The organism is Leisingera sp. ANG-S5 (genome assembly GCF_000813925.1).
Classification (GTDB): Bacteria; Pseudomonadota; Alphaproteobacteria; order Rhodobacterales; family Rhodobacteraceae; genus Leisingera.
In genome coordinates this window covers 153,510-174,451 of sequence record NZ_JWLH01000003.1, presented here as the reverse complement: position 1 = coordinate 174,451, position 20,942 = coordinate 153,510, and the positions used below count along the sequence as shown (strand labels likewise).

At 62.3% G+C, this 20,942-nt stretch carries 17 protein-coding genes; 9 read left to right on the top strand and 8 right to left on the bottom strand.

The window, feature by feature from the left end:
• Window positions 1-43 precede the first annotated feature (43 nt).
• Window positions 44-688, top strand: a complete 645-nt coding sequence (locus RA25_RS05545) for a response regulator transcription factor (protein WP_039171212.1) — start codon at window positions 44-46, stop codon at window positions 686-688.
• 68 nt (window positions 689-756) lie between these two features.
• Entirely contained in the window at window positions 757-1,725 is a 969-nt protein-coding gene (locus RA25_RS05540; RefSeq protein ID WP_039170635.1) for a LuxR C-terminal-related transcriptional regulator, read from the top strand.
• Between the two features lie 3 nt (window positions 1,726-1,728).
• Here RA25_RS05540 and RA25_RS05535 read toward each other — a convergent pair whose 3' ends face one another.
• Window positions 1,729-2,877, bottom strand: a complete 1,149-nt coding sequence (locus tag RA25_RS05535) for a lytic murein transglycosylase (protein ID WP_039145543.1) — start codon at window positions 2,875-2,877, stop codon at window positions 1,729-1,731.
• A 265-nt stretch (window positions 2,878-3,142) separates the two neighbouring features.
• Here RA25_RS05535 and RA25_RS05530 point away from each other — a divergent pair, with 265 nt between their 5' ends.
• The gene (locus tag RA25_RS05530; protein ID WP_039170634.1) at window positions 3,143-4,132 is read left to right on the top strand and encodes an MBL fold metallo-hydrolase; all 990 of its coding nucleotides are present in this window, start codon (window positions 3,143-3,145) and stop codon (window positions 4,130-4,132) included.
• Between the two features lie 67 nt (window positions 4,133-4,199).
• On the opposite strand, the gene RA25_RS05525 is transcribed toward RA25_RS05530, so the two are convergent.
• Complete coding sequence (locus RA25_RS05525) at window positions 4,200-5,051, bottom strand: HalD/BesD family halogenase (RefSeq protein ID WP_039170633.1); 852 nt, start codon at window positions 5,049-5,051, stop codon at window positions 4,200-4,202.
• Between the two features lie 403 nt (window positions 5,052-5,454).
• Between RA25_RS05525 and RA25_RS05520 the strand changes: the two genes are divergently transcribed.
• Window positions 5,455-7,206 carry an acetolactate synthase 3 large subunit gene (locus RA25_RS05520; protein WP_019296777.1) on the top strand — a complete coding sequence of 584 codons (1,752 nt, stop codon included), beginning with the start codon at window positions 5,455-5,457 and terminating at the stop codon, window positions 7,204-7,206.
• 85 nt (window positions 7,207-7,291) lie between these two features.
• Window positions 7,292-7,852, top strand: coding sequence for an acetolactate synthase small subunit (gene ilvN, locus RA25_RS05515; protein ID WP_019296778.1), 561 nt, complete (start codon window positions 7,292-7,294; stop codon window positions 7,850-7,852).
• A gap of 29 nt (window positions 7,853-7,881) precedes the next feature.
• On the opposite strand, the gene RA25_RS05510 is transcribed toward ilvN, so the two are convergent.
• A complete protein-coding gene (locus RA25_RS05510) occupies window positions 7,882-8,235 on the bottom strand; it encodes a hypothetical protein (RefSeq protein WP_039145540.1) in 354 nt (117 codons plus the stop codon).
• A gap of 235 nt (window positions 8,236-8,470) precedes the next feature.
• Here RA25_RS05510 and RA25_RS05505 point away from each other — a divergent pair, with 235 nt between their 5' ends.
• Window positions 8,471-9,268 carry a helix-turn-helix domain-containing protein gene (locus RA25_RS05505; RefSeq protein ID WP_019296780.1) on the top strand — a complete coding sequence of 266 codons (798 nt, stop codon included), beginning with the start codon at window positions 8,471-8,473 and terminating at the stop codon, window positions 9,266-9,268.
• Between the two features lie 2 nt (window positions 9,269-9,270).
• Here the strand turns inward: RA25_RS05505 and RA25_RS05500 are convergent, their stop codons facing one another.
• Together RA25_RS05500 and prfB are read right to left on the bottom strand one after the other, a co-directional pair.
• A complete protein-coding gene (locus RA25_RS05500; RefSeq protein ID WP_039170632.1) occupies window positions 9,271-10,041 on the bottom strand; it encodes a DUF2189 domain-containing protein in 771 nt (256 codons plus the stop codon).
• A gap of 245 nt (window positions 10,042-10,286) precedes the next feature.
• The gene (prfB, locus tag RA25_RS05495) at window positions 10,287-11,414 is read right to left on the bottom strand and encodes a peptide chain release factor 2 (protein ID WP_039170631.1); all 1,128 of its coding nucleotides are present in this window, start codon (window positions 11,412-11,414) and stop codon (window positions 10,287-10,289) included.
• Window positions 11,415-11,638: 224 nt separating this feature from the next.
• Here prfB and RA25_RS05490 point away from each other — a divergent pair, with 224 nt between their 5' ends.
• The gene (locus RA25_RS05490; protein ID WP_039170630.1) at window positions 11,639-13,636 is read left to right on the top strand and encodes a Hint domain-containing protein; all 1,998 of its coding nucleotides are present in this window, start codon (window positions 11,639-11,641) and stop codon (window positions 13,634-13,636) included.
• On the opposite strand, the gene RA25_RS05485 is transcribed toward RA25_RS05490, so the two are convergent.
• The 3 genes from RA25_RS05485 to RA25_RS05475 all read right to left on the bottom strand — a co-directional run bounded on the left by RA25_RS05485 (window position 13,630) and on the right by RA25_RS05475 (window position 18,762).
• Entirely contained in the window at window positions 13,630-16,131 is a 2,502-nt protein-coding gene (locus RA25_RS05485) for a penicillin-binding protein 1A (RefSeq protein ID WP_039170629.1), read from the bottom strand. The two genes, RA25_RS05490 and RA25_RS05485, sit on opposite strands and share 7 nt — an antisense overlap.
• Window positions 16,132-16,297: 166 nt before the next feature.
• Entirely contained in the window at window positions 16,298-17,524 is a 1,227-nt protein-coding gene (locus tag RA25_RS05480) for an N-acetylmuramoyl-L-alanine amidase (protein ID WP_039170628.1), read from the bottom strand.
• 92 nt (window positions 17,525-17,616) lie between these two features.
• Complete coding sequence (locus RA25_RS05475; protein ID WP_039170627.1) at window positions 17,617-18,762, bottom strand: pyridoxal phosphate-dependent aminotransferase; 1,146 nt, start codon at window positions 18,760-18,762, stop codon at window positions 17,617-17,619.
• Here RA25_RS05475 and RA25_RS05470 point away from each other — a divergent pair.
• A complete protein-coding gene (locus RA25_RS05470) occupies window positions 18,761-20,140 on the top strand; it encodes a M48 family metalloprotease (RefSeq protein WP_039170626.1) in 1,380 nt (459 codons plus the stop codon). The genes RA25_RS05475 and RA25_RS05470 overlap by 2 nt on opposite strands.
• A complete protein-coding gene (locus RA25_RS05465) occupies window positions 20,137-20,901 on the top strand; it encodes a DsbA family protein (protein ID WP_039170625.1) in 765 nt (254 codons plus the stop codon). Before RA25_RS05470 ends, RA25_RS05465 begins: the two co-directional genes overlap by 4 nt.
• The last annotated feature ends 41 nt before the right edge of the window (window positions 20,902-20,942 follow it).

The window sequence follows — 20,942 nt, the reverse complement described above, 5'->3', positions numbered from 1 at the left end:
GCTGCGGCCTTGGGAAACATCAACAACTGTCGTTGGGGGGATGATGGCTGATCCGGTGAAAGTTCTGATCGTGGATGACCATCCGATGGTGGCCGAAGGCATCCAGTCGATCCTGGAAAGCTATGACGATATCGAAGTTGTCGGCTCCCTGACCGACGGGCGTGACGCCGTGGAGCAGATGGGCAGGCTGGCGCCTGACGTGGTGCTGATGGACCTCAACATGCCCAAGCTCGGCGGCCTGAGCGCCACCGAGATCATCCTGGAACAGCACCCCGGCACCCGGATCCTGATCCTGTCGATGCATGACAGCGCCGAATATATTTCCACCGCGCTCAGCCACGGCGCCATGGGGTACGTTCTGAAGGATGTTCCCACAGAGGAGATCAAGCAGGCGATCGACGCGGTGATGCAGGGCAAGACCTACCTCTGCACCGGCGCGGCCGGCTCGCTGAAACCCAAGGACGGCGATATCCGCGAGGCGCTGACCGGGCGCGAGCAGACGATCCTCTTGGAACTGGCACAGGGCAAGTCCAACAAGGAAGTCGCGCAAACGCTTGATATTTCTGTCAGAACCGTCGAGACTCACCGCAAGAACATCAAGCGCAAGCTGGGGATTTCCTCCACCGCCGGCCTTACCCGCTATGCGCTGGAGCATGGCGTGCTGCAGGGCACCGGCGCCGGGTTCTGAACGCCATCTAGAATTTCCTTTGTGATCCGCAGCCCCTGCCCTAGCCTTGCGCGTCAAGGAGCTGCGCCATGACCACAGACAAGCCCGCAATCCCCCCGCAGACCCAGGCCAAATGGCAGCGGGTGGTGGATCTGGTGGCGGAGCTGACCGATGTGCCTGCCGCGCTGATCATGGCAACGGTCGATCTGGACCACCGGGTCAAGGTTTCCAACACTTCAGAGAACAACCCCTATTATCCGGGCCGCAAATACCATCTGAACGAAAAGCTCTATTGCTTCGGCGTCTTTGAGAACGACGGCGAACTGGTGGTCGAGGACGCCCAGTGCGAACCGCGCTGGCAGGACAATGAGGACATGGAACACGCCATGTCCTTTTATATCGGCTATCCGATCAAATGGCCCGATGGCGAGGTTTACGGCACCATCTGCGTGCTGGACACCCGCCGCAACAAACGCGCGCTGATGTTCCGCAAAGGGCTGCAGGAGTTCTGCCGGGTGGTCGAGGGTGATCTGGCACTGCTGCTGGAGGTGGCCCAGCGAAAGCAGGCACAGGCGGAACTGCGCGAGACGGTGCGGGCGCGGGAGGACACCATCAAGCGCCGCACCAAAGCGCTGGAGGAAGCCAACACCGCACTGCGGGTACTGATCGACAACGTGGAGGCATCGCGCCACGAAAGCGAGCAGCAGATCGTGCAGCAAATCAAGGGAATGGTGCTGCCCTATGTGGCCAAACTCAGGCATCTGGATGCGGGCCGCGAACTGCAGAGCGCCTACCTGATGATGATCGAGGACAATCTGAAGAACATCACCTCCGCGCTCTCGCCCAAGCTGGCACAGACATTGGAGCAGCTGACGCCAGCGGAGACAGAGATCATGCAGCTGATCATGATGGGCCGCACCACCAAGGAGATCGCCACCACCCTGGGACGCGAGACCAGCACCATCGATTTCCACCGCAACAACATCCGCCAGAAACTGGGTCTCAGCCGGCGCGAGAACCTGCGCCAGCATCTGATTGCGCTGAGTTCGGCGGAGTAGCCGCTAGTTTAGACTGCTGAGCAGTGCCTGCGACGGGTCGCCGGTTGCCGGCAAGCCGCGGCTGGACTGGTAGGCGCTGATCGCTGCACGGCTTTTCGGCCCCAGCACCCCATCGGCGCCGCCGGTGTCAAAACCGCGCGCGGTCAGGCGTTTCTGCAGCAGGATGCGGTCATCCTTGGTCAGCCCGTATTTGTCCGGCGGGAAGCTGGCGCGCAGCGGGGCGCCGCCGGCAATGCGGTCGGCCAGATGGCCCACACCAATCGCATAGGCATCCGAATTGTTGTAGCGCTTGATCGCATTGAAGTTGCTGGTGACGGTGAACACCGGCCCGCCCGGTTGCGGCTGCAGGCTGCGGCCCGAAGGGGTGCCCGGCGCACCGGCCTCGCCGCCCCATTTCAGGCCGCGGGTCCAGCCGTTCCGTTGCAGATACGCGGCAGTGGAGGCAAGCGCGTCGGTCGGATCCTCCGACCAGATGTCGCGGCGGCCGTCGCCGGTGAAATCCACCGCAAAGGCCTGATAAGAGGTCGGAATGAACTGGGTATGCCCCATGGCTCCGGCCCAGCTGCCGGTCATGCGCGCAGGGGTGATGTCACCGTTCTGCAGGATCTTCAGCGCCGCCAGCAGCTGTTTTTCAAAGAACGCTCCGCGCCGCCCGTCATAGGCCAGCGTCGAGGTGGCGGAAATCACCGGAACGTTGCCGCGGCGCTCGCCAAAGAAGCTCTCCAGCCCCCAGATCGCACAAATAATTTCCGCATCGACGCCATAGCTGCGCTCCAGCGTGCGCAGCGTGGACTGGTGGCGGGCAAAGGCGGCGCGGCCCTTGGCAAGGCGCTCGTCCGAAACGGCGATGGAGAGGTAATCCTCCAGCGAGCGTTTGAATTCGGTCTGGTTGCGGTCGCGCTTGACCACGCCGGGCAGATACCCTGCCCCGCGGAAGGCGGCGCGCAGGGTGGATTGGGAAATGCCGCGGGCTTCTGCCCGTGTTCGAAAGGCGGCGACCCAAGCGTCATAACCCGCGTTTGGCACCGGCCGCAGGTCTGCAGGCAGGCCGGATGTGCCGCTGGGGCCGCTGCCTGCCGGTACCGTGCTGCTGCAGGCGCCCAGCCCCAAGGCTGCCAGGCCAAATCCGAAATGACGCCGTGTGATGTTCATGCTCTCTGCCCGCTCCAATAGGTGATTAGCTGCCCGGTTCCGTCCGGATCCTTTGAAAACAGGCTGCCAGAAACCAGCAGGTGCGCCAAGGCCCGGATTTCCTCCACAGCAAGGACCCGCCGCTGGTACATTTGCCCAAATTATGGGGATTGGCCCCATATTACCCCCACAATCTTCCGGGGCACCCCTTAGAGCCGTTGATGCCTAGCCTGTTTGCATCGCTGCGCCAAGGCGGCGGCCAGACAACAACAGGGAGACGGAACCAATGGATGAGCAAAAGAAGGACCTGAAACCGGCCAGGCTTGATGGCCGCAAGGATGATCTGGCGCCCGGTCTGTCCCGGCGCAGCTTCTTTGCAGCCGCAGGCGCAGCAGGCGTCGGAACGGCCGCCGGCCTGCTGGGCAGCACCAGCGCACAGGCGCAATCAACCGACTGGCTGCAGCCCGGCAACAACAACCACGTGATCGACCTGCAGAACATGTCCGCCTTTACGGATGGCGAGGTGAAGATCGATTTCTACGGCCATTGCGCCCTCAAGATCACCTCGCCCGGCGGCGCCTCCATCCTGTTCGATCCGTGGCGGGACGATCCCTCCGGTGCCTGGGGGCTTTGGTTCAAGCAGAAATTCCCGGAAACGCTGGTGGATATCACCATGTCCACCCACACCCATTTCGACCATGACGCCATCGACCGCCCGCAATCAACCATGGTGCTGGACCGGATGGTCGGCAGTTTCGAATTCGCGGACCTCAAGATCACTGGCTATGCCGACAAGCACGCCTGCGTCGCACCTGGCTGGTACCCCTGGACCGACGCCCTGGCGGAATTCGGGGTTGAGGCCTGCCCGCCCAACAACCCGGGCCACATGGACATGGTGACCTATGTGGTGGAGACCGGCGGCATCCGCACCCTGATTTGGGGCGATAACCGGCCCGACCCGGCAGACGGGTTCTGGGATGCCATCGGGCGCATCGACGTGCTGACCCTGCCGGTCGACGGTTCCGAGCACATCCTGTCCTATGAGCAGGCCAACGCGCTGGTGGAACGTATCCAGCCCAAGGTGGTGATCCCTACCCACTACCTGACGGAGACCACCACCTATACGTTGTCGACGCTGCAGCCCGCCGACACCTGGGTAAAGGACCAGAAAAGCTTCAAAATGCTGGACGGCGCCTCTCTGTCGCTGGCGGCGGCGGATGTGCAGGGGATGGACAAGGAGTTTCTGTATTTCGGGCATAACGCGCTGACGGAGTAATCCTCGGCATTGCCGCAACATTGTTGTGCCCGTCCGGGCGCCCTCTCCCCCGGGGCGCCCGTTTTTGTCAGTCCCGCAGCGCGTCTGCACGCAGTCCTTCGCGCTCGTAGTGGCGCGGCAGCACCCGGCCATAAAGCTGCCTGGTGCGCTCCACCCCGCCGCACATGCCCTCAGTCTCGACAAAGGAGAAGATGCCGACGTAGCGCCTGCGCGGGCCTTCGACCGGGGCTACCCTGTGCAATGAATAGCGGCCGCGGAAGATCTGCAGATCGCCCGGCTGCAGCACCAGCCTGCGCACCAGGGGCGAGCCGCCCGCCAGCACCCGCGCCACACCGTCGTAGTTCTCGTCCGTGGGCGTGCGCAGCATCGGCGCGTATTCGAAATCGCCACCCGCCTCGCCGTTCTGGATCGCCAGTGTCACCGTGTAGTTGTTGGTATCAAAATGCCAGGGGAAGCCGTCGCCCTCCTCAACCATGTTAATTATCACGTCCGCCAAAGGGTCGTCATAGCGGAAGAAACGGCCCTCCGGCTCGCCCAATGCCTCCCGGATGAAGGGCATGAAGCCGGGAAATTCATAGATTGTCCGCAGCGGACTGGCGGCGCCGAAATTGTCGGCGGGAATAAAGGCGTTGGAACGGTCATAGAACTGGCGCACCGGGTGGGTTTCCGGCAGCGACTTATCGTCCTTGGAGAAATATGCGTTGGTGCGGCTGAACGACTTATGCCCCTGATCCGCCACGTTATCTGCCTCTGCTGCCAGCCGGGCGATGCCGTCTTCATGCACAAATCCCGGCAGCACCGCGCAGCCGTCAGCCTCCAGCTCGCTTTGCACGTCCGCCATCATCCGCGCATAGGCAGGCGAGCCGGGCCGGTCGATGGGATACCGGCCCAGATCCACCAGTTCTGCAAGTTCAGCCATTGTATGTCCTTCCCTGTCGCCTCTTTTAAGGTGAGCTTGCCTGCTGCGGTTTGGCCGATCTGGCACAAACGGGACATCCCGGTGCCGGTTTTGAACGAATCCGCACGGAAAACCGCACCCGTTTTCGCGGAAATTTCGCCGCACCCCCGCCTGCAAGCAAGAAAATGTCCCTGAACCGGTGTTTTTTGACAGCTTTCGCGGTTGACGCCCCTGTCCGGCAGACATAATGTCGCCCGCAACGCAAGAAGGAGCCTGTGGCAGTGACCACCCTAGTCGTAATCGTAGGAACCAAGCGCATGGGCCGGTAACGGTAGACCATAATCGAACCCATGCGCCTCCGACCTGAAATCGGGGGCTTTTTTTATGCGTAACGGACGATGCCGCCAATTGGAGCAAAAAGCAGATGACACGTGAAATGACCGGCGCAAAGATGGTTGTCCAAGCCCTGAAGGATCAGGGTGTGGACGTAGTCTTCGGATACCCAGGCGGCGCCGTGCTGCCGATCTATGACGAGATCTTTCTGCAGAATGACATTCGTCACGTGCTGGTCCGCCATGAGCAAGGCGCGGTCCACGCCGCCGAAGGCTATGCCCGCTCCACCGGCAAGCCCGGCGTTGTGCTGGTGACGTCCGGTCCCGGTGCCACAAATGCGGTCACAGGTCTCACCGACGCTCTCCTGGACTCGATCCCGATCGTGGTTCTGACAGGCCAGGTCCCGACCTTCATGATCGGCTCCGACGCCTTTCAGGAGGCGGATACCGTCGGCATCACCCGCCCCTGCACCAAGCACAACTGGCTGGTCAAGGACACCGATGCGCTGGCCGGCACCCTGCACGAGGCATTCCACGTCGCCAAATCCGGCCGCCCCGGCCCGGTTCTGGTCGACATCCCCAAGGACGTGCAGTTCGCCAATGGCAAGTATCAGGGCCCGAAGCCGTCGGCCTCGCATTACCAGCCCCAGGTCAAAGGTGATATGGAAGAGATCACCGAGCTGGTCGAGGCCATCGAAAAGGCCAAGCGCCCGGTGTTCTATACCGGCGGCGGCGTCATCAACTCCGGCTCTGCAGCGAGCCAGTTGCTGCGTGAGCTGGTCGATGCCACCGGCATTCCAATCACCTCCACCCTGATGGGGCTGGGCGCTTATCCGGCCTCCGGCAAGAACTGGCTGGGGATGCTGGGCATGCACGGCCTTTACGAGGCCAACATGGCGATGCACGGCTGCGACCTGATGATCAACATCGGCGCCCGCTTCGACGACCGGATCACCGGCCGCATCGACGCCTTCAGCCCGAAGTCGAAGAAAGCCCATATCGACATCGACCCCTCCTCGATCAACAAGGTGATCCGGGTCGATATCCCGATTGTCGGCGATGTGGCCCATGTGCTGGAGGACCTGCTGAAGGTCTGGAAGTCGCGCGGCCGCAAGGTGAACCGCGAGGCGCTGGACAAGTGGCACAAGCAGATCAACGAATGGCGCGCGGTGAACTGCCTGTCCTTCAAGAACTCGGAAAAGACCATCAAGCCGCAATACGCGCTGCAGCGCCTGGAGGAGCTGACCAAAGGCCGTGACCGTTACGTCACCACCGAGGTCGGGCAGCACCAGATGTGGGCGGCGCAATACCTGGGCTTTGAGGATCCGAACCGCTGGATGACCTCAGGCGGGCTTGGCACCATGGGTTATGGCTTCCCGGCCTCGATCGGCGCCCAGATGGCGCATCCGGACGCGCTGGTGATCAACGTCGCGGGCGAGGCATCGTGGCTGATGAACATGCAGGAAATGGGCACCGCTGTGCAGTACCGCCTGCCGGTGAAGCAGTTCATCCTCAATAACGAGCGCCTGGGCATGGTGCGCCAGTGGCAGGAGCTGCTGCACGGCGAACGCTACAGCCACTCCTGGTCCGAGGCACTGCCTGATTTCGTGAAGCTCGCAGAGGCCTTCGGCGCCAAGGGCATCTGCGTCAGCGATCCCAAAGACCTGGATGATGCGATCATGGAAATGATCGATTATGACGGGCCGGTGATCTTCGACTGCCTGGTCGAGAAGCACGAGAACTGCTTCCCGATGATCCCGTCGGGCAAGGCGCATAACGAGATGCTCTTGGGCGAGGCTGAGACGCAGGGCGTCATCCAGGCCGGCGGCGCAGTGCTGGTGTAACCGCGGCGGCGCCGCAAATTTCTTCGAAGAAATTTGCCAGGAAATTCGAATTTCCTGGCACCGACATACGAGAGGAAGACCACGAATGTCTGCCCTGCATATCAAAAAAGGCTCCAACCGCCACTCCGCCTACAACCTGCGCCCGACGTTTTCGGACGTGCAGGAGCGCCACACCATTGCGGTGCTGGTGGAAAACGAACCCGGCGTTCTGGCCCGGGTGATCGGCCTGTTTTCGGGCCGCGGCTACAACATTGAAAGCCTCACCGTGGCCGAGGTGGACCATACCGGCCACCTATCGCGCATCACCATTGTCACCACCGGCACCCCGCAGGTGATCGAGCAGATCAAGGCACAGCTAGGCCGGATCGTGTCGGTCCGCGACGTGCATGACCTGACGGTCGAAGGCGCCGCAGTGGAGCGCGAACTGGCAATCCTGAAAGTGGCAGGCGAAGGCGACAAACGCGTCGAGGCGCTGCGGCTGGCGGATATCTTCCGCGCCAACGTGGTCGACAGTACCCTGAACAGCTTTGTCTTTGAAATCACCGGTGCGCCGGAAAAGATCGATGCCTTTGCCGATCTGATGCGCCCTCTGGGTCTGGCCGAGATTGCCCGCACCGGCGTTGCCGCCCTTCTGCGCGGCAACTGACCCTGTCCCCGGCCCGTTAAGGGCCGGCGTTATCCTTGAACGTTGCGAAGCGGTGCGGAAACGCGCCGCTTTTCTGCTGCCTGCAGCGGGAAGGGAACAACCTTCTGCTCCTGGCAATCGGGCTCCGCCTTCTCACCGCATTCCGCTGTTGCGCTCAGCCGGTCGGCCAAATCAGGGCTGCCCTGCTCCACGACAACAGACAGATTTTCTGCAATTCGAATATTACCACTCAGGATTATGTCAAACTCAACCCAATCACCCGGGTTCAGCTCTGGAAAGCCTGCGTCAGCCTTGTTTGTGAAAAAAGCAAGGTCCCCTTGATCGTCGCACCATATAACGGCTTTGGTCAGGGGGGCGTCACTCCATAAAATGACTCCAATCATACCAGTCCTCGTATTGCCGCCCCCCAATTCTGAACCAATTAAGCTGACGCCAACATGACAAAAATCGGGTTGGGCTATTGCATTTTGTGTCAGTTCAATTAGCCTTCTGACGTGAATTAGCGACACCCCTGACGCAGGTAGGCGGCACAGACCGGTCCGGTGATGCCGAAAACTGGCATAAGCCTTCGGTAAAAGGGGAAAATTCTACGTAAAAGCCGGACAGTCAGGACCCCGAATGAACAGCCAGAACCGCTCTCCAGCTGACTTAAGGAACATGTTTGGCGCCAACTTGCGTCAACTGGCGCGGCAATACCGGTCGATTTCTGAATTGTCGCGGCAGCTGGGGATCAACCGCACCCAATTCAACCGGTACCTGTCCGGTGAAAGTTTCCCGCGCCCTGATGTTCTGGACCGAATTTGCCGTTTCTTTGAGGTTGACGCCCGCATTCTGCTTGACCCTGTCGAAACTCTTTCCAAGGCTGGCCAGGTTGTAAATGGCGCCTTTCTGGCTGACTTTCTGGGCCACGGCGTACAGCAGCTGACTGAAGAGTTTTTCCCTTCCGGATTTTATCGCTTCACCCGCCGCAGCTTCATCAACGAAGAGAAGTTCGTGATCGGCTTGGTCTATGTGTTCCGCGAGGCCGGTGTCACCTATATCAAAGGGTTCGAAGCCAAAGAGGCAATGCTCAGCCAGGGCCTGCCGGCCAGCCCCGGCGTGCGGGAGTTCCGCGGCTACATCAGCGGCCACGAGGACGGCGTTGCCTTTGTCATCGCGCGGCGCAAGGCGATGACCTACTCCTTCAACTACCTGGCGCGGGTTGCCTCGCTGCAGAACAACTTCTGGTCAGGCTACGTCGCCCGCACCGTCCGCGAAAGCGGCACCGGCGAGCGGGTGACGCGGATGGTCTATGAGCATCTGGGCCGCGACACGGCCCAGGTTCTGGCCGCCGCCCGCAGCGCCGGATTTGCCGATGAAGACGCCCTGCTGCCCTTTCACCGGCGCCTTCTCAACACCACTCAACCTTTCCACTGACGCTAACTGGCGTCTGTCAGCCTGTAGATGTGCCAGGTGGCGTGGCCCAGCAGCGGCAACACCAGAAACAAACCCAGGAACCACGGCAGCAACGCCGCAAAGGTCAGAACCGCGATCATTCCGGCCCAGATCATCATCACCACAAAATTCTGCTGCACATACTGAAAGCTGGTAATCATCGCGGTGACGAAATCCACCTCGCGGTCCAGCAGCAGCGGCAGTGCAATCACCGTGATCATGTAAAGCAGCAATGCAAACAGCGCCCCGACTACAGTGCCGACGGCCAGCATGATCAGCCCGTTGGCAGTCAGGAACACTTCCGCTGAGGTGGAAATATTGGTCATGGTGGCAGTCCCCAGGAACAGGGCAAAGATCATATGGCCGAGAAAGAACCAGAACAGGAAAACCACCACGATGATGGCGCAGATCGACGGCAGCTGGCGGCGGCTTTGCTGCACCACGACACCCAAAATCCGGCCAACTGCGATTCCCCTGCCCTGTTCCAGCCGGTGCGACACCTCATAAAGGCCAACCGCGGCAAAGGGGCCGATCAGCGGGAACCCGATGGCTGCCAGCACCAGCCAGTATGTGGTGCCGGTACGCACGGTGATCCAGGCCATCAGCCAGCCAGCCAGCACATAGACCGAAGCAAAGAACAGCCCGTAAAGCGGCTTCCTTCGGAAATCCGCCCAGCCCCGGCGCAGCGCCTCAAACAGCATTTGCGTCGTGACCGGCTGCAGCGGCGGCACACCAAAGGGTTTTTCGGGTGTCATCGCGGTACTCCTCCCCTCCGGCAGGCCCTGTTTTCTGTCCGGTCGCGGATGGCCTGCGTCCTTTTCAAAAGCGGCGTCAAAAATGCTTCATTTAAGCCTAGCCGCGAAATCCGCAGAATAAAATGCCTTGCAGATGCATGATTTAGCGGCACCTGCCCGAAGCAGAAACTGCACAAAGAAAAAGGGCAGCCCATGCAGGCTGCCCCTTGAAAACTGTCAGATGCCCCGGCCAGACATCGCCGGGATCAGTCCTCAGCCTGCGCGTCCGCGCGGCTTTTACCGGCAACATTCAGCGCCAGGGTGGCAGCCATGAAGCCGTCCAGATCGCCGTCCAGAACCCCCTTGGTGTCAGAGGTCTCATGCTGGGTGCGCAGATCCTTTACCATCTGGTAGGGCTGCAGCACGTAAGACCGGATCTGGTTGCCCCAGCCGGCATCGCCCTTGGCCTCATGCGCCTCGTTAATGGCGGCGTTGCGGCGGTCCAGCTCCTGCTGGTAGAGGCGCGATTTCAGCGCCTTCATGGCGATGTCACGGTTCTGGTGCTGGGATTTCTCAGACGAGGTCACCACGATGCCGGTCGGGATGTGAGTGATCCGAACCGCCGAGTCGGTGGTGTTGACGTGCTGGCCGCCGGCACCGGACGAGCGGTAGGTGTCAACGCGGATATCAGAAGGGTTCACCTCGATCTCGATATTGTCGTCCACCACCGGGTAGACCCAGACGGAGCTGAACGATGTGTGCCGCTTGGCCGCCGAGTCATAGGGCGAAATCCGCACCAGCCGGTGCACGCCGCTTTCGGATTTCAGCCAGCCATAGGCGTTGTGGCCGGAAATCTTGTAGGCGGCGGATTTGATGCCCGCCTCGTCGCCCGCGCTTTCGGACTGAAGCTCGACCTTGTAGCCCTTCTTCTCGGCCCAGCGCACATACATCCGCGCCAGCATCGAGGCCCAGTCGCAGCTTTCGGTGCCGCCTGCACCCGCGTTGATTTCCAGGAAAGTGTCGTTGGCATCCGCCTCGCCGTCCAGCAGCGCTTCCAGCTCTTTCTCGGCAGCCTTGCCCTTGAGCGCCGCCAGAGCTTCCTCAGCGTCCTTGACGACATCAGCATCGTCTTCCATCTCGCCCAGTTCAATCAGCTCGATGTTGTCGGACAAATCCTGCTGGATGCCCTTGTAGGTCGCGATGGAATCCACCAGCGCCTGGCGCTCGCGCATCAGCTTCTGCGCGGCTTCGGGATCATCCCACAGGTTCGGATCCTCAACACGCGCATTGAACTCCTCCAGCCGGTATTCGGCGGTTTCCCAGTTCATCCGCTGGGCCAAGAGCTCCAGCGATTTCTCGATGTCTGCGACGATGTTCTGGGTTTCCGCGCGCATGGGAGGTCCTTGCAATCTGAGATCAGGACTGCGTGATAAACCACCCTTGCGCCGCGGGCAAGCGGCGAGGCCACACAGGCATTCCCCGGCCGTTGCGGAAAATTCAGATAAAATGCTGCACGTTATCTGCCTTCCGAAATACCCGGCATTAACAGGGTCTGCTTGACAGTGGGCTTTCGAACGCGCGTGCCGCCGGCTCGCGGTGTATTTGGGGAATTGGGGCCATGCCCAGCGGATATCTTGTCCAGCTTGGAGACGGATCGCTTGATCACGGCGATACGATCACGTCCACCTATGCCTCTTTTACAACCGACCAAAACCTGGGAGCCGGCAACTGGAGCTGGACCGGCTCGCACGGCGGCACCCCTTACACCAACGAGCTGGAGCCAGGTGTTTATTATCTGGCCACAGACGGAAACGTCTACTTCGTTCCGGACTACGGCCCGCCAGACACATTCAGCTCAGCCTCGGCCGACAACCCGCCCGCCTATTCTGACACTGACGGCGCGGTGGAGGGCACCAGTGGCGCAGACACCATCGACAGCAGCTACACCGATGCCGACGGCGACCAGATCGACAACGGCAATGGCGGCGGCGCCTCCGGCAACCAGGATACGGTCGAGGCCGGGGCTGGCGACGATACTGTGGATGCCGGCGCCGACAATGACATGGTGTTCGGCGGTGAAGGCGGCGACAGTCTGGCAGGCGGCAGCGGCGATGACACGATCTATGGCGACAGCAGCAGCGAAGCGGGCCTGACAGACTCCGACCAAAGCATCACCGACGCCAATGTCACCGACACCAGCAGCGGTTTCACCGTCACGGCTAAGACCGTTGCAGGCAACACCAGTGCTGCCAACATCGACTACTACGATGGCGGCTATGGCGTGGCCGGTGCGATTTCCGACTCTGACAGCGGGGTTGACGCCCAGATCGGATATGACAAAGCCTCAGGCGTGTCAGAGGAACTGATCGTCGACTTCGACCAGGATACCGACGATGTCAGCGTCACCTTTAAGCATCTTTATTCCCAGTCGAACGGCGAAGAGGGCCACTGGGCCATCTACAAGGACGGCGTTCTGGTCGCCCAAGGGGATTTCACTGAGGATGTTGCGGGCTCTGGCACCGGCACCATCGACATCAGTGGCTATGGCGACTTCGACCAACTGGTGCTGTCCGCCAACCTGCAGACCGATGGCACCGACGGCTCCGACTACATGGTCACCGACATCACCTTTGCGGTGCCCCCGGAAGTGCCCGCGGACGGGGATGACAGCATCGACGGCGGCGACGGCGATGACGTGATTTATGGCCAGGGCGGCGATGACACGATATCCGGTGGTAGCGGTGCCGATACGCTGGACGGCGGCGCGGGCGACGACAGCATAATTGCTGGCGAAGGGGATTCTGCCAGCGGCGGCGCAGGTGACGACTATTTCACAATCGTGTCCGACGAAGCCTTCGTCACCGGCGACATCACCATAACTGGCGGCAATGACGGCGAAACCACTGGCGACACGCTGGACTTCAATGGCCAGCTGGACAAGGGCACGCTGGTCATTACTGATGACACCGGCGGCAGCAAGACCGGCAGCGCCACCTTGCTGGACGGCAGTACCGTCTACTTTTCCGGCATCGAAAACATCATCTGCTTTACCGCAGGCACCCGTATCGCCACGTCTGGGGGCCTGCGCGCCATCGAAACCCTGCGTCCCGGCGATCTGGTGATGACCCGCGACAACGGCCTGCAGCCAGTGCGCTGGATCAGCCAGTCAACGGTGCCCGCGACGGGCAACTTGGCTCCGATCCGCATCAAGGCGGGCCAGTTCGGGGCGGAGCGCGACCTGCTGGTCTCACCGCAGCACCGGATGCTGTTCAGCGGGTCCCAGGCCAGCCTGCTGTTTGGTGAGAGCGAGGTGCTGGTCTCTGCCGTGCATATGCTCAATGACCGCACCATCCGGCGGGAGCCAGGCGGCACCGTGACCTATGTGCATGTGCTGTTTGGCCAGCACGAGATCATCTATGCCGAGGGCGCCGCCTCCGAGAGCTTCCACCCGGGTATTCAGGCGGTCTCAGCGCTGGAAGAACCGGTGCGCGAGGAACTGTTCCGCATCATGCCCGACCTGCGCTGGCACAGCGGCGAAGGCGGGCGCACCGCCCGCCTCTGTGCCTCACGCCAGGAGGCCGCGCTGCTGCTACCGCGCGCGCCGCAGGATCAGTAAAGCCCGCCGGAACTGACCGTGCCGAAGGTCGCCTTGGGTCCCAGCACCGCAGTGCCGCCGCTGGAGGTGGTGACCTGGCGGCCGGATTGCTGAACTTCCTCGATCAGCGGCAGGTTCGACCCCATCGCAAAGCCGCCGTCATAGGTCAGGCCGAAGATCGGTTCAGCCCCGTCGCGGAAATACTCCGCCACCACATAGGCACCAGAGGCGCCGTCAGGCAGCCGCGCGCCAGTGTAGCGGTCGATCTTGATGAAATGGCCGCCTTCCGGCACCTCGAACGGGCCGCCGCCGAATTTTTCGGTCGCCTTCTTCATGAACTGCTGGAACACCGGGCCGCACATGGTGCCGCCATAGGCGCCGCGTCCCATCGGGCGGGGCTGGTCAAAGCCCATGTAGCAGCCAGCCACGATGTTGGATGTGAAGCCGACAAACCAGACATCACGGGAATCGTTGGTGGTGCCGGTCTTGCCCGCGGTGGGCACCGGAAGGTTGATCACGCTCGATGCGGTGCCGCGGTCAACCACGCCCTTCATCATCGAGGTGAGCTGATAGGCGGTGATCGGGTCCATCACCTGTTCGCGGTCGGTGACAATGCGCGGGGCCTGACCGGGCGCCAGCGTGGGATCGGAGCAGTCGACGCAGTCACGGTCATCGTGACGGTAGATGGTCTTGCCGAAACGGTCCTGCACCCGGTCCACCAGCGTCGGCTGCACCCGCTCGCCGCCGTTGGCGAACATCGCATAGGCCGCCACCATCTTATAAAGCGTGGTTTCCTCCGCCCCGAGAGAGTTGGCCAGGAACGGCCCCATATTGTCATAGACGCCAAAGCGTTCTGCATAGCCCGCCACAACCGGCATCCCGACCTCCTGCGCCAGGCGGATAGTCATCAGGTTCCGGCTCATCTCGATGCCGGTGCGCAAGGGCGTCGGACCGTAGAACTTGTTGGTGGAGTTCTTCGGCCGCCACAGGCCCTGCGGCGTGTTGATCTCGATCGGGGCGTCGACGACGATGGTCGCCGGGCTGTAGCCGCTGTCCAGTGCCGCGGCATAGACAAAGGGTTTGAAGCTGGAACCGGGCTGGCGCATCGCCTGGGTGGCACGGTTGAACACCGAATGCTGGTAAGAGAAGCCGCCCTGCATCGCCAGAACCCGGCCGGAGTTCACGTCCATCGCAACAAAGCCGCCCTGGACCTCAGGCACCTGCCGCAGCGACCAGTGGCTGAAGGCATCGTCCTTCTTCTCGGCGCGGACCAGCACAACGTCGCCGCGGGTGAAATTGTCGGCAAAGCTGCCTTTCATCCACTTGATGTCAGAGCGCGGGACAGAACCTGTGCCTTCACTGTGTTCGACACCAACGGTCAGGGACTTGTCGCCGACCTCCAGCACCACTGCCGGATACCAGCGCCCACCCAGCACAATATCGCGGGAGACATCGGCGTTTGCCAGCGCTGCACGCCAAGTGGGTTCATCCTTTAGCTGTTCCTCTTCCAGCTTGATACCGGTGCCGCGCCAGATGCCGCGGGAGCGGTCGTATTTCTCCAGGCCGCCGCGCATCGCGAGCGCCGCCTCGGCCTGCATGTCATGGTCGATAGTCGCGCGCACGGTGAAGCCGCCGGTGAAAAACTCGCCCTCGCCGAAGTCCTCTGTCAGCTGGCGGCGGATTTCATCGGTGAAATAGTCGCGCGGCGGCAGCGTGGTGCGGAAGCCCTCGAAATCGCCGTTCTGGACAGAGCGCAGAGGCTGCGCCACCTCGACCTCATAGACGTCCTTGGAGATATAGCCGTTCTCGCGCATTTCCCGCAGCACATAGTTGCGCCGCGCCAGCAGGCGCTCCTTCTGGCGCACCGGGTGATAATCCGACGGCGCCTTGGGCATCGAGGCCAGCGTCGCCGCCTCATGCGGCTCCAGTTCACTCAGGGTCTTGTTGAAATAGGTCTGCGCCGCCGCGGTCACGCCATAGGAGTTCTGACCGAGGAAAATCTCGTTCAGGTACAGCTCCAGAATGCGTTCCTTGTCGAGCGTTTCCTCCAGCCGGGTGGCGAGGATGATCTCCTTGATCTTGCGCTCGGCCCGGCGATCGCCGGACAACAGGAAGTTCTTCATCACCTGCTGGGTAATGGTGGAGGCACCGCGCACGTTCTGCCCGCGCGAGCGCACCGCCTCGATCGCCGCTGCGGCGATACCGCGGGCGTCATAACCGGAATGGCTGTAGAAGTTCTTGTCTTCCGCCGAGATAAAGGCCTGTTTCACCAGATCCGGGATCTCATGCGACGGGGTGAACAGGCGGCGTTCCTTGGCGAATTCGTCAATCAGGTGCCCCTCGCCCGAATAGATCCGGCTGATCGTCGGCGGCTGGTACTGGGCCAGCGATTCATGGCTCGGCAGGTCGCGCCCATAGATCCAGAACACCGCCCCAATGGTCAGCGCCACCATCGCCACGCCAAGGGTGATGGTGCTGAAGATGGAGCCGAAGAAAGAGAATATGAACCTGAGCACGGATGTTGGCCTTTCACGCGGGGTGCCGCCTATATAGGGACGGCAAGCGTCCACGTCAAAACGGGAAACAGGGGATAGGCGCCGGGGAAGGTGGGAAAATCCTAGCAGATTTCACCGCACCCGGCCCCGTTTTGCGGATGGTCCGCTGATTCCGGCGCAAATATGCCTACTGCCGCACCAGCGCCCGGCGGGCATCATCTTCGATGCGCCAGGCAATCAGCCCGTTCAGAATACCGCGGGCTGCATTGGCACGCCATTCCGCGTCCACCAGATTCTTCAGGTCGCGCTTGCTGGACAAAAAGCCGATCTCGACCAGGACGGAGGGGATGTCAGCAGATTTCAGCACCGAAAACCCGGCAGAGCGCAACGGCCGGTTGTTGATCGGCTGGCCCTGCGCCCGCAGCCCGTCAATCAGCGCCGCCGCCAGCGCGTCGCTGCGCGGCTGGGTTTCCTGCCGGGCCAAATCCAGCATCACAGCCGTCACGCCGTCGTCCGCTTGGCTAAGGTCGGTGCCGGACAAGAGATCACCACGCAGATGCCGCTCCGCCAGTTTGGCTGAAGCCGCGTCCGAGGCCTCCTTGGACAGGGTATAAACGGTCGAGCCGTGGGCGCGGCCCTCGGAAATCGTATCCGCATGCAGCGAAATGAACACGTCCGCGCCCGCCTGATGCGCCATTGCGATGCGGCGCTCCAGCGAGACAAAATAATCGTCATCGCGGGTCAACAACACGGTGAACTGGCCGGACCGCACCAGCGCCTCGCCCAGCTCCCGGGCAAATTGCAGCATCAGGTGCTTTTCTACGACAACCTCTGTCTCAGCACCTGGATCAATACCGCCGTGGCCCGGATCCAGCATCACCAGCAACGGCGCGTTCTCATCCCGCGCCGCCTTCGCCTCCATGGGTTCCGGTGCGGGCAGGTCCCAGCGCGGGTCCTGCGGTGCCCCGGCGCTGGCGGCAAACTCCTCCGCTGTGACCTGTTCCAGCGCAACTGTCAGTGTTGCGGCCGCTGTCACCTGATCAACCGACAAAGCGGCAGAGGCCACCCTCATCGGTCCCGCCAGTTGCAGCACCAGACGCGACCAGCCGGGAACATAAGTGCCGAATTGCGCCGCGGTGACCTGATCCCCCTGCAGCAGCTTCTCTGCCGTCAACCCGGTCCAGTCGACCTCTTGGAAATCCAGAACCAAACGCGGCGGTTCCGTCAGGGTGAAAAGCCGGTACGGCACCCCCTGGCTGAGACCCAGCGTGATCTCTGCCCCCGGCCCGGCATCGCGCACCTGGCTGGCCCCGGCATCAATGCGCGCCAGCCCGCTGAAGCCGCTGCCGCCTTGCGCCCAGGCGCCTGCTGCCAGTGCCCAGATCAACGCGGTGAGTGTGATCAGTCTGCCCATATCTGCCTCATGCCTGGCCCTCCGGCCTTTTGGCCGGCAGACTAGGCAATTTGCGCGTGATTGGAAATCCGCCTTCTGCGTCTATCCGCGGCTTAATCCCGCGACGCCATGAACAGCGCCAGCCTTGCCAGGCCTTCCTCGATATCCGCGGTGGAGCGCGCATAGGAGAACCGCAGCGTGGTGGCGCCGCGGACGGGATCGAAATCCAGACCCGGGGTCACAGCAACACCCGCCTTTTCAAGGATTTCCGCGGCAAAGCTGCGGCTGTCATCGGTTAGGTCCGACACATCGGCATAGACATAAAACGCCCCGTCCGGCGGCGCGATTTTGGTGAAACCGGCCTTCGGCAGCCCGTCCAGCATCAACTGGCGGTTCTTGGCGTAGACGGCCAGGTTTTCCCGCATCTCGTCTTCGCAATCGAGTGCGGCCAGCGCCGCCACCTGGCTGGCGTGCGGCGCGCAGATGAACATGTTCTGGGCGATCCGTTCGACCACGCGCACATGATCCTCCGGCACCACCATCCAGCCGACCCGCCAACCGGTCATCGAAAAGAACTTGGAGAAGGAATTGATGACATAACACTCGTCGGTCAGCTCCAGCGCCGTGACTGCCTTCGCCTCGTATTCCAGCCCGTGATAGATCTCGTCGGAGATAAAGCTGGCGCCTTCTTCCCTGGCCGCATCGATCAGCGCCCCCATCGCCGCACGGTCCAGCATGGTGCCGGTCGGATTGGCGGGCGACGCCACCATCAGGCCGGACAGCTTTTGCCCCTTGAGGTCCGCCGCCACCGGCTGCAGCCGGTTTTCCGGTGCGGTCTGGATGTCCACCGGCACCAGCCCCAGCGCCTTCAGAATCTGCCTGTAGGAGGGATAGCCCGGCGCGCCGATGCCCACGCGGTCGCCGCTGTCGAACAAAGCGGTGAAGCTGAGCAGAAAAGCGCCGGAGGAACCCGGCGTCACGATCACCCGCTCTGGGTTCAGATCGACATTGTACCACTCCCCATAGAGCTGCGCGATCCGCTTGCGCAGGGCTGGCAGGCCCAGAGCAACCGTGTAGCCCAAGGCATTGTTTTCCAACGCATTCCTCAGCGCCTTCAGCGCCCCCGAGGGCGCCCCGGTCGACGGCTGGCCCACCTCCATGTGGATGATGTGGCGGCCTGCCTCCTCAGCCTTGCGGGCAGCCTCCATCACATCCATCACAATGAAGGGATCGACCTCGGACCGGGTTGAGTTTCGCATGCTAATCTCCCAATGTGCGCGCATGAGTTTTGACCGTTTCTTCCGGCTGGCGTCAATCCCGGCTCTTCTGGTTTGCACGCTTGTCCAATTTGCAGCGGCGGCGCAGGCGGCGTCTATCTCGCTGCTGCGCGATCCGGATATCGAATACGGGCTGAACCGGCTGGCGGCCCCGGTTCTGCGCGCCGCGGGTTTGAACGCAAACCGGGTTCGCATCCTGCTGGTCAACGACTCGTCCTTCAACGCATTCGTCCTGGATTCTCGAACGATATTTGTGAATTACGGGCTGATCCTCAAGGTCACCTCACCGGAAATGCTGCAAGCCGTGCTAGCCCATGAGGCGGCCCATATCACCAACGGCCACCTGTCACGGCGAATGCAGAACTTGCGCTCTGCCAACAGTGCTGCCGGTCTTGGCCTGGCACTGGCCGCGCTGGCTGCGGCGGCAGGCGGCGGGGATGCGGCGGCGGGCATTGCCATCGGCACCCAAAGCTCGGCCTTCCGCAGCTTCCTGGCCCACACACGGGCAGAGGAAAGCAGCGCCGACCGTTCCGCCGCTGACTACCTGAACCGGGCAGGCATCAGCCCGCAGGGACTGGTCGATCTGCACCGCGCCTTTGCAGGCCAGGAAGTGCTGAGTGCAGGTACCCAGGATCCCTACACCCGCTCCCACCCCCTCAGCCGCGACCGTATGCGGGCCGCGCAGGCCTATCTGGCCGCCTATGGCGACAAGGGCCAGACCAGCCCGGACGCGCAATACTGGTTCGCCCGGGTCCGCGGCAAGCTGTCGGCCTTTACCCGCGCGCCGAAATGGACCCTGCGCCGAGTGCGCGAGGAGCAGTACAAGGACGTCCGCCTGATGCGCGAGGCCGCCGCCTATCACCGGCAGAGAAACCTGAAAAAGTCGCTGAAGGCGGTAAACGGCGCGCTGGCTGCACGGCCTTCCGATCCATTCTATTACGAACTCAAGGGCCAGATCCTGATCGAGAACCGCCAGTGGTCCGCGGCACTAGCCGCCTATGGCAAGGCCGTCAGCCTTGCCCCCAAGGACCCGCTGATCCTGACCGGCTACGGCCGCGCACAGCTGGCCGCGGGCCAGCCCAAAGCGGCACTGAAATCCATGGAACGCGCCCGCGCCATCGACTTCCGCAATACAGTGCTGCTGCGCGACATGTCGCTGGCCTATGCCAAAACCGGACAAAACGGCATGGCCGCCCTGGTCACTGCCGAACGCTATGCCTTGCAAGGGCGTCTGAATGACGCCGGCATTCACGCCAAACGGGCCACCGCCCTGCTGCCAGCCGGATCCCCCGCCGCCCGGCGGGCGCAGGATGTGCTGGTGGCCTATGAACAAGCTCAGAAGAGAAAGAGACGCAAATGACCCTTTTCACCCGCACCGCCACAGCCGCGGCTACTGCCCTGGCCCTCCTGGGCGCGCCGGCGCAGGCCTTTGACATCAGCTCAATGTCGGAGACGGAACGCGAGGCCTTCGGCAAGGAAGTTCGCGAATACATCCTGGCAAACCCGGAACTGATCCTGGAGGCCGTCGACCTTCTGGAGCAGCGCCAGCAGCAGGCCGAAGCCGCCCGCGATGACACGCTGGTTGCCGACAATCTGGCGGAGCTGCAAAACGACGGCTACTCTTGGGTTGGCGGCAACCCTGACGGCGACATTACCCTGGTCGAATTCATGGACTACCGCTGCGGCTACTGCCGCAAGGCCGCCCCGGAAGTGGCCAAGCTGCTGGAAAGCGATGGTAATATCCGCCTGGTGATCAAGGAACTGCCGATCCTGGGCGACGCTTCCGTTCTGTCCGCACGCTTTGCCGTCGCAACCAAACAGGTGGCAGGCGATGATGCCTACAAGGATGTGCATGACGCGCTGATCGAATTCGGAGGTGAGCCGAACGAGGTCGCCCTGCGCCGCCTGGCAGACGGCCTGTCGCTGGATGCTGAGGCAATTTTTGCCAAGATGGACAGCGCAGAGGTGACCGCAGAGCTGCGCCAGACCCGTGCGCTGGCACAGAAGATGGCAATCTCCGGCACCCCGACCTTTGTGCTGGGCACCGAGCTTCTGCGCGGCTACCTGCCCGCCGATCAGATGGAGCTGATGGTGGCGGAAATCCGCGAGCAGCAGAGCTGACAGGTTAAGTTGAACCGGCTGGTCCGGGGCTCTGCCCCGGA